Here is a 7,504-nt window from a genome sequence, read left to right on the forward strand (position 1 = left end):
CGTGTCGGCCGTCAGATCAACAGCGCGGCCTTGATCGCCGACGGCTATCACGCTCGCACCGACGGGCTCACCAGCCTCGCTGTCGTTGCCGGCGCGGTCGGCGTCTGGCTTGGCTTGCCGCTGGCGGACCCGATCATCGGCCTCATCATCACCGTGGCCATCTTCGGCATCGTCTGGCAGTCAGCGCGCTCGGTGCTGACGCGTATGCTGGACGGCGTCGAGCCCGGTTTCGTCAACGAGATTCACCACGCCGCCGCACATGTCGCCGGGATCGACAGGGTGGTCGACGCGAAGGCCCGCTGGCTTGGCCACAAGCTGCATGTCGATGTGGAGATTGCGGTCAATGACGGGCTGCTGCTCGCCGTCGCGAATAACATCGCCGCTTCGCTGAAGGCCGAACTCTTCGCTCATATCCCGGCGCTCGACGTCGCCACGGTGCGCTTTGCCGAGCCGGAGGCCGAGGGCGGCCACCATCATGCGCCCGATCCGTTCCTGGTCTCTGGCAAGCTTGCCAGCGGGCTGCTCGAGATTGTCGACACGCCGCAGGGCGAGCGCATGCGGCTGCGCCTGTCGCGTCACGCCGAGGGCCTGCGGGCGAACGTCGCCATCGAAAGGGCGGACGGCGCGGTCGAAAGCCTGCCGCTGTCGCCGGTCGGTGGCGACCACCACTATCTGCAAAGCCTGATTGCTCCGGCCGAACCGCATGAATTCAACGCCAGGCTGCAATTGGCGGCGGGTAGCGATACGGAAGACCTTCCTTTCGCTATGGCCGAGCCGGAAGGTCACCATCACGAGCACGCGGATGGATGATACAGGCGCTCTTTGACTACCAGCGCGAGATCTACCTGGAGGTGGCGCGACATCTCAAGGCATTCGCCAGCGACGGCAGCTGGTTCGCGCTCTTTGCGGTGCTGCCGATGGGCGTCGTGTTCGGGGCGGCTCATGCGCTGACGCCCGGCCATTCGAAGACGCTGCTCGCCGCTTATATCACCGGCTCGCAGGTGGAGTTGTCTCGCGGACTGCTCGCTTCTCTCGCGCTTTCCTTCACTCACATCACGCTGGCGGTGTTGATCGCAGTGTTGGCGCTGCCGCTCGTATCGATCGCCTTGGGCAGCGTCGGCCGCGCCCCGGCGCTGGAAACGTTAAGTCGTGGGCTGCTGGGTCTGGTCGGCGTGTGGATGGTCTGGCGCGCGCTCCGCGGTCGTCACGACCATCATATCCATGAGGGCGAAGCGGTTGGCGTCATGGCTGGACTGATCCCTTGCCCGCTGACGCTGTTCGTCATGACTTACGCCATTTCGCGCGGCATACCCTGGGCCGGCCTCGTCTTCGCTGTCGCGATGATGGCGGGCGTGGCAATCACGCTCGGGATCGTCGTTCTGCTGGCGGTGCTGTTCCGCAGAGGATCGGTCGCCATGCTGGAACGGTTTGGGTCGAGCGCGGCCGGTATGGCGACCTTTCTGGAAATCGGGACCGGGTTGATTCTGGTTGGCGCGGCACTGCATCAGGTCTTCAGGTAGCGGGGCGGTTTATCCCAGGCTGATCAGCGCCGTTCCGGCGATCGCCAGCAGCGCGCCGGCCCAGGCGGCCGCGGTCGGCCTTTGCCCGCTGCGCAGCCACACCATCGGCAGGATGATGACCGGCGTCATCGAGGAGAGCGTCGAGATGATGCCGACATTGCCGGTGCGCAGCGCGGCCATCAGGCAGGACATGCCGAGCGAGGTGCCGACGAAGGCGGAAAGCACGGCGAGCCCGACCGTGCCGAACTTGACGGCTTCCCGCTTGCCCTTGCCGAACGGCGTCGCCGTGAGCGCGATGAACAGGATCACGGCGAGGCCGGAGCGCAGCGCCATGGCCGTGAACGGCTCGACGCCAGCAGCCATGGCCGGCCGCGCCAGAAGCGTGCCGATCGCCTGGCCGAGCGCTGTCGTCACGCCGAGCACGATGCCTGGTCCGAGGCGCCCGGTGAGCGGCGGGCCGGGCGCGGTGCTGACCGGCACGGTGGAAGGGGTGACGACCGGCATGGCCGGCGCCAGCTCGCCGCGCTTGAGGAAGCGCCGCGGCATGCCGATGGCAAGCACGATGCCGGCAAGCACCAGCGCCACGCCCAGCGCCTGCCAGCGGCTGATGGTTTCGCCGAGCACGAGATAGCCGAGCGCCAGCGCGAAAGGCGAGGTGAGCGAGAAAAGCAGCGCCGTGATGCGCGGGCCAACCGAATAGATGGTGGCGAAATAGGTCGTGCTGGCGATGCTGATGCCGGCGAAGCTCGATCCGGCGAGCAGCCAGAACTCCCTTGGTCCGATCGTGTGCCAGCCGCCGATCGCCAGCGACACCGAGCCTGTCATCACGAAGGTCGCGAGCATCTGCCAGCGGGCAAGCTGGAGGAGGGGAACGCGGCCCTTGAGCTCGCTGAGGAACATGGAACTCAGCGCGCTGCACAAGGCGGCGGTGACGGCGAAGGCTTCGGGGGCGAACATGGCTGGCGACTGCGAATCCGGGAGCCGGACAATTGCTATGCTTACGCCAGCACGAGGCCCTCGGCTAGGCTGTGCGGGGCTGCGGCCTGCCGAAGATCATCCAACTGGCCCCGATCAGCGCTGCGGTGGTCGCAAGAAGCACCGCGAGGCTCGGCAGATGCAAGAACACATTCCGCCAGCGCGGCTCGATCACCGCGCCGGTGCTGAAGGTCTCGCCGCTGAACTGACACAGGATCCAGGACGCGCCGCTGCGCACCATCTCGGCATCGATGTCGGAGATCAACGCCTTGGCTTGGCGTTCGACCGAGGGCATTGTCGCCATATGGGCGAGCAGCGCCTTGACGGTGGCGAGATAGGCGTGGCTGCATTCGTTGAACGGGCTCTCCTCGTCGCCGAGGCTGCCCGGCATCAGGCCCCAGAGGCAGTAGGTGTATTGCAGGTTGCCGTGATTGTAGAGCCGCCGGAAGGTTGGATCGGTCACCGTCTGTGCTTGCGCGAGTGCGAGAATGTCGCCGCGATAGCGCGCGATCACCGCCATCTGGCCATGGGTGAGGCTGGGGATCTGGATGCCGGGAGGCGGAGGGACGGAAGATCCGCTATGGGCTTGGGCCGGGGCAGCCAGGAGGAGGGCGAAAAGGGTCGCCAAAAAGAAATTGGCCGCCAGGGAGCGGAACCGTGGCGGCCAACGCATCGGATTTCAGGCGTAGCGGCGGGCAGGGCTGCGCTGGTCGCGCACCGCGACCACGCGTTCGGCAACCGCACCGAAGCCGAGCCCGACGACGGTCCACAGCACGAGCTGGATGCCGAGCGAGGCGACCCGGAACTGCCACAGCACGGTCGCCGAGAAGTTCTCCGGCACTTCGTTGATGTCGGGCAGCGCCGCCTTCACCAGCGCGAAGACGACGAGGAAAGCGAGGCCCGCGACGATCGAGGCGTTCCAGGCGCCGAGCCGGTTCCACAGCCGTTGCGCCAGGCCGACCGCAGCCACCATCGCCGCGATCGACACCACGATCATGATGAAGAACAGCTCTGTGCGGTAACCGATTGTCTCGGCATTGCCGACAGCCGGTGGGTTCGCCGGGTATTTGAGGCTCGGAACCACGATCACGGCCAGGAAGCCGAGCAGCGCGATCAGCGCCGAGGTGCCGCGCGGGCCGAGCGAGCCCAGCCGGCCATAGGCATAGGCAAAGACCAGCGAGAACAGCCCGCCAAGGGCGGCGCCATAGACCAGCACGCCGGTCGCCAGGCCAATGCCGGCTTGTGTGGCGCGGCTGACCATCTCGGGCTCCGGCGCCTCGCCGGCGGCCTGGGCCTGCTGTTCCTCGAAGGCGATCGCCTTGTCGACCTGCGGCTCGCCATAGACCCGAGCAAAGGCGAATGCCAGAATCCCTGCAACCAGCCCGACAAGCATGCCGCGCAGCAAAAGTTTTCCAACCATGTCACTAATCCCTCTGAGCAACTCCAGGAAAAGTGCGTAGCGGTTTTCCGTCCGGAATTGCGTTAGACCAAAACCTAGGACGGTTCAGCCTTCGCTGAACCGCTCCTAGTGGCAGGGGAAGCCGAGCAGGTGGCGGCCGTCATGCACGAACTCGTGCACCATCGTGCCACGGATCAGCGATGCCGCGCCTTCTTCCGCGCCGACGAAATAGATCATCATCAGCAGCATCAGGCCGGCGAAGATTGCCCAGGGCAGAAGCTCGCGGACGGGAATCGCAACCGGGCCGTAGGTCGGGGCGAAGGTGGTGTCGGACATTTTTGACCTCCTGTGGGATACTGCGTCCCGTTGATCCAACGATGCTGCGGAATAAGGCCTGACTTTCGGCTTGTGCCGATCACAGTGGCGCGACCGTGCCGGACTCGCACCGGCTTCCAATCCCGTATAGCGCTAAAACACTTGTCAGCACTTCGTTCGCCTGTCAACGACATGTAATGGCCAACACGGCCTCGCGCGGCTGAAATTTCACTGGACCACGGAGTTTTGGGATGTTCGCCCGCCTGACTATGATCGCAAGCGGCGCGACGCAGAGCACGCGCAAGGGCTGCTTTCCGAAGGACGAGGCGCCGGAGCCGAGCGCTCTCAAGCGCGCCGGCGCGATCGCTTCGTCGCTGCGCCGGGCCGACCGCGTCTGGACGAGTCCGGCGCTTGCCGCGCGCGGAACGGCCGAAGCGCTCGGCCTGGACGCGACGGTCGAGCCGCTGCTTGCCGAGCAGGATTTCGCGCGCTGGGCCGGCAAAGGTTTCGAGGCGGTGCAGGCCGAGGACCCGGAAGGCATGGCGGCCTGGCTTTCCGATCCTGACGCCGCGCCCCATGGCGGCGAGTCGCTTGCCGCGGTCGCCTTGCGTGGCGCGGCGCTGATGGAGCGCCTGGCTGGCGAGGGCGGCCACACCATCGCGCTCACCCATGCCGTGCCGATCCGCGCCGCCATCGTGCATGTGCTGGGCGCGCCGCTCTCCGCCGTCTGGAAGATCGACATCGAGCCGCTGTCACACACCGAATTCCGCAGCGACGGGCGCCGCTGGGTGCTGCATGCGAGCGGGGTTGTCATTAGCTGAACTGCCGGTTCTTCCCATACGCGGATCCCGTCAAGCTTCGACAACCGTCCGCACCTATATCAAGGCTCGTCGTTTCAGCAATCGCTAACGGAACGGAAACGCCTTGCTGCTATGGTGCTGGCCCGTGGCGAGGGGAGCCTTGCCTTTGGAGCCGCCGGATATGGCCAATTATCCCGAGACCGAGCGCCGTCTTCATGCGCGCCAGTTCGTGCTGAAGGAAGCCACGATCATTGCCGGTGCGGTAAGGATCGGCTGCTCGGTCAGGAATCAGCACGAGCAGGGCGCGGAGTTGCGCGTCGCCGCCGATACGGACATCCCGGAGCGCTTCCTGCTCGAAGTCCCAGCTGACGATACGACCTATCGCGCCTTTGTGAGGTGGCGTCGCAACGATCGCATCGGCGTGGCACTCTACAGCAACGCGCCGAAGGACTGACGCCGCCCGCCACTCAGCGATTCGTGACTTGATCCTGCCCGGGCAGCATGCAACCCGGCACATGGGGAACGCAACCGCGGCGCGTGCGTTCATGAGGGCCGATCAACTGGGATTTCGCTTATGGGCAGGGCAGCCGTTTGGGTGGCGCTGATCGCTATCGTTCTCGTGGGCCTCTATTTGTTGCAGGCCAACGGCCTGATCAGATTCTGAGGCGGCGGCGGGCGCCGTTCGCTGGGTCAGCAGCTGCGGCTTTCTCCGCAACACGGCTTGCCCGCGGCCGCCTGTTCCTTCAGCCAGCGGTCGCGCGGCTTGCAGCTTGCCGGTCGTGGCGTAAGCTCGACCTCGATGACACCGCCAACGACGCTTGGCTGAGCCGCCCGGTGCAACTCCATGGGGCGGACGCCGTCACTGACCTCAAAGGTCAGCTTCGCCGCCTGATCGAGAGCGACATGGTCCGAAACCTTGCGGATGATCGCGGCGAACTTACCGGCTGGCATATGGACCGGGCCGCCTTCGTCCACGTCCCATAGCTGGACGAATATCTCCGACCATGATTCCGGATTGGCTTCGCAATCCAGCGCCGCGAACTGTCCCGCCTTCACCTCGGTGACATGGTAGCCCGGCTTCACCGCCCGTCCGCCGTAGCGGAACACCAATGGCTTGTCCTTGCAATCGGCCAGCGCCGCCATGAGATCGCCGATGGTCAGGTCGGAGGGGTCGACCGGGGTGACGTTTTTCTGGTTGTCAGAAGAGAGCATGTCGGCTATTCCTCATTTCAATATTTCAAGGATTATTGAAACGTGGATGAACGTCAAGCCTTGATCGCCTTTGGCGCGCTGTCGCAGGAAACACGCCTGCGCCTGTTGCGCCTGTTGGTCGTCGCCGGACCGGAAGGCATTTCCGCCGGTTCCCTCGCCGAACAGGTCGAGGTCTCGCCCTCCAATGTCAGCTTCCATCTCAAGGAATTGGAACGGTCTGGCCTCGTGACCGCGAGGCGCGATGCCCGCTCGATCGTCTACAGTGCCGAGTACGATGCTCTGTCCGGGCTGATCCGCTTCCTGATGGAGGATTGCTGCTCGGGTCGCCCGGAAATCTGCGCGCCGGCGCTTGCGGCGTCTTGCTGCCGGCCGGGCGAGAGGGCGCGGCAGTGATCGGTGCGCCCCGCTGCCCAACGCAAGGCTGACCGATGAACACTTTTGATCTTCCGCGCCGGTTCGCGGCTGAAGCCCTGGGCACCGGTCTGCTGGTGGCGACGGTCGTCGGTTCCGGCATCATGGCCGAGACGCTGACGCATGACACAGCGCTGGCGCTGCTTGGCAACACGCTTGCGACCGGCGCCATGCTGGTGGTGTTGATCACCGTCCTTGGCCCGATCTCCGGCGCGCATTTCAATCCGGCCGTTTCGCTGGTGTTCCGCCTCAACCGGTCGCTGCCAGCCCGCGATCTTGTTGCCTATTTCGTCGCGCAGGTCGCCGGCGGCATTGCCGGCACGATGGCGGCGCACCTCATGTTCGCCCTGCCGATGCTGGAGGTCGCAACCAAGCTGCGTGCCGGACCGGCGCAGTGGTTCTCGGAAGCGGTCGCGACATTCGGCCTTGTCGCCGTTATTCTCGCCGGCTTCCGTTTCGAGCGGCGGGCCGTGCCGTGGCTGGTCGGGCTCTATATCACGGCGGCCTATTGGTTCACGGCGTCCACGTCTTTCGCCAATCCCGCCGTCGCCGTGGCGCGCTCGCTCACCAACACCTTCTCCGGCATCAGGCCGGTCGATCTGCCAGGCTTCATTGCCGCCGAGCTGGCCGGCGCCTTGATCGCGCTGGCACTGATGGGCTGGCTGCTCAAGCCCGAAACCGTTCAGCAACACCAGCCACTGAAAGCAGAGCCATGACGGTCACGATCTATCACAATCCCGCCTGCGGCACCTCGCGCAACACGCTCGCCATGATCCGCGCAAGCGGCGAGGAGCCTGTGGTGATCGAGTATCTGAAGACGCCGCCGAGTCGCGAACGGCTGTTGGAACTGATCGCTGCGATGGGGATCAACC

The 7,504-nt window shown here is 65.5% G+C and carries 11 protein-coding genes, 1 pseudogene and 1 riboswitch; of the genes and pseudogenes, 7 read left to right on the plus strand and 5 right to left on the minus strand.

Features of this window, described 5'->3' with window-relative positions:
* On the plus strand, positions 1 to 810 hold an 810-nt coding region (locus EOD07_RS15435), incomplete at its 5' end, for a cation diffusion facilitator family transporter (RefSeq protein WP_127236089.1).
* Positions 807 to 1,520, plus strand: a complete 714-nt coding sequence (locus EOD07_RS15440; RefSeq protein ID WP_127236090.1) for a sulfite exporter TauE/SafE family protein — start codon at positions 807 to 809, stop codon at positions 1,518 to 1,520. The genes EOD07_RS15435 and EOD07_RS15440, both read left to right, overlap by 4 nt.
* Before the next feature lie 9 nt (positions 1,521 to 1,529).
* Here the strand turns inward: EOD07_RS15440 and EOD07_RS15445 are convergent, their stop codons facing one another.
* From EOD07_RS15445 to EOD07_RS15460, 4 genes are all read right to left on the minus strand, one after another.
* The gene (locus tag EOD07_RS15445) at positions 1,530 to 2,477 is read right to left on the minus strand and encodes a DMT family transporter (protein WP_127236091.1); all 948 of its coding nucleotides are present in this window, start codon (positions 2,475 to 2,477) and stop codon (positions 1,530 to 1,532) included.
* A gap of 64 nt (positions 2,478 to 2,541) precedes the next feature.
* Entirely contained in the window at positions 2,542 to 3,015 is a 474-nt protein-coding gene (locus tag EOD07_RS15450) for a hypothetical protein (RefSeq protein WP_127236092.1), read from the minus strand.
* Positions 3,016 to 3,174: 159 nt separating this feature from the next.
* Positions 3,175 to 3,915, minus strand: a complete 741-nt coding sequence (locus EOD07_RS15455) for a CbtA family protein (protein ID WP_041009289.1) — start codon at positions 3,913 to 3,915, stop codon at positions 3,175 to 3,177.
* Between the two features lie 105 nt (positions 3,916 to 4,020).
* The gene (locus EOD07_RS15460) at positions 4,021 to 4,230 is read right to left on the minus strand and encodes a CbtB domain-containing protein (RefSeq protein ID WP_127236093.1); all 210 of its coding nucleotides are present in this window, start codon (positions 4,228 to 4,230) and stop codon (positions 4,021 to 4,023) included.
* A gap of 1 nt (position 4,231) precedes the next feature.
* A riboswitch (adenosylcobalamin (AdoCbl) riboswitch) is annotated at positions 4,232 to 4,375 on the minus strand.
* A gap of 85 nt (positions 4,376 to 4,460) precedes the next feature.
* Here EOD07_RS15460 and EOD07_RS15465 point away from each other — a divergent pair.
* Together EOD07_RS15465 and EOD07_RS15470 are read left to right on the plus strand one after the other, a co-directional pair.
* Entirely contained in the window at positions 4,461 to 5,030 is a 570-nt protein-coding gene (locus tag EOD07_RS15465; protein ID WP_127236094.1) for a histidine phosphatase family protein, read from the plus strand.
* 160 nt (positions 5,031 to 5,190) lie between these two features.
* The gene (locus EOD07_RS15470; RefSeq protein ID WP_127236095.1) at positions 5,191 to 5,463 is read left to right on the plus strand and encodes a PilZ domain-containing protein; all 273 of its coding nucleotides are present in this window, start codon (positions 5,191 to 5,193) and stop codon (positions 5,461 to 5,463) included.
* A 236-nt stretch (positions 5,464 to 5,699) separates the two neighbouring features.
* On the opposite strand, the gene EOD07_RS15475 is transcribed toward EOD07_RS15470, so the two are convergent.
* Entirely contained in the window at positions 5,700 to 6,221 is a 522-nt protein-coding gene (locus EOD07_RS15475; protein WP_127236096.1) for a DUF6428 family protein, read from the minus strand.
* 42 nt (positions 6,222 to 6,263) lie between these two features.
* Between EOD07_RS15475 and EOD07_RS15480 the strand changes: the two genes are divergently transcribed.
* From EOD07_RS15480 to EOD07_RS38530, 3 genes and pseudogenes are all read left to right on the plus strand, one after another.
* Positions 6,264 to 6,614, plus strand: coding sequence for a metalloregulator ArsR/SmtB family transcription factor (locus EOD07_RS15480; protein ID WP_040980329.1), 351 nt, complete (start codon positions 6,264 to 6,266; stop codon positions 6,612 to 6,614).
* Positions 6,615 to 6,649: 35 nt separating this feature from the next.
* A complete protein-coding gene (locus EOD07_RS15485; RefSeq protein WP_127236097.1) occupies positions 6,650 to 7,348 on the plus strand; it encodes an MIP/aquaporin family protein in 699 nt (232 codons plus the stop codon).
* Positions 7,345 to 7,504, plus strand: a pseudogene (locus tag EOD07_RS38530) (arsenate reductase); the annotation flags it as partial. The gene EOD07_RS15485 and the pseudogene EOD07_RS38530, both read left to right, overlap by 4 nt.

The organism is Mesorhizobium sp. M2C.T.Ca.TU.002.02.1.1, from assembly GCF_003997225.1.

What these genes read in the sequence shown, in the direction of transcription:
- EOD07_RS15455 (WP_041009289.1), bottom strand. Translation starts at nt 3,915, where the DNA reads ATGGTTGGAAAACTTTTGCTGCGCGGCATGCTTGTCGGGCTGGTTGCA.
- EOD07_RS15445 (WP_127236091.1), bottom strand. Translation starts at nt 2,477, where the DNA reads ATGTTCGCCCCCGAAGCCTTCGCCGTCACCGCCGCCTTGTGCAGCGCG.
- EOD07_RS15485 (WP_127236097.1), top strand. Translation starts at nt 6,650, where the DNA reads ATGAACACTTTTGATCTTCCGCGCCGGTTCGCGGCTGAAGCCCTGGGC.
- EOD07_RS15440 (WP_127236090.1), top strand. Translation starts at nt 807, where the DNA reads ATGATACAGGCGCTCTTTGACTACCAGCGCGAGATCTACCTGGAGGTG.
- EOD07_RS15450 (WP_127236092.1), bottom strand. Translation starts at nt 3,015, where the DNA reads ATGGCGGTGATCGCGCGCTATCGCGGCGACATTCTCGCACTCGCGCAA.
- EOD07_RS15475 (WP_127236096.1), bottom strand. Translation starts at nt 6,221, where the DNA reads ATGCTCTCTTCTGACAACCAGAAAAACGTCACCCCGGTCGACCCCTCC.
- EOD07_RS15470 (WP_127236095.1), top strand. Translation starts at nt 5,191, where the DNA reads ATGGCCAATTATCCCGAGACCGAGCGCCGTCTTCATGCGCGCCAGTTC.
- EOD07_RS15465 (WP_127236094.1), top strand. Translation starts at nt 4,461, where the DNA reads ATGTTCGCCCGCCTGACTATGATCGCAAGCGGCGCGACGCAGAGCACG.
- EOD07_RS15460 (WP_127236093.1), bottom strand. Translation starts at nt 4,230, where the DNA reads ATGTCCGACACCACCTTCGCCCCGACCTACGGCCCGGTTGCGATTCCC.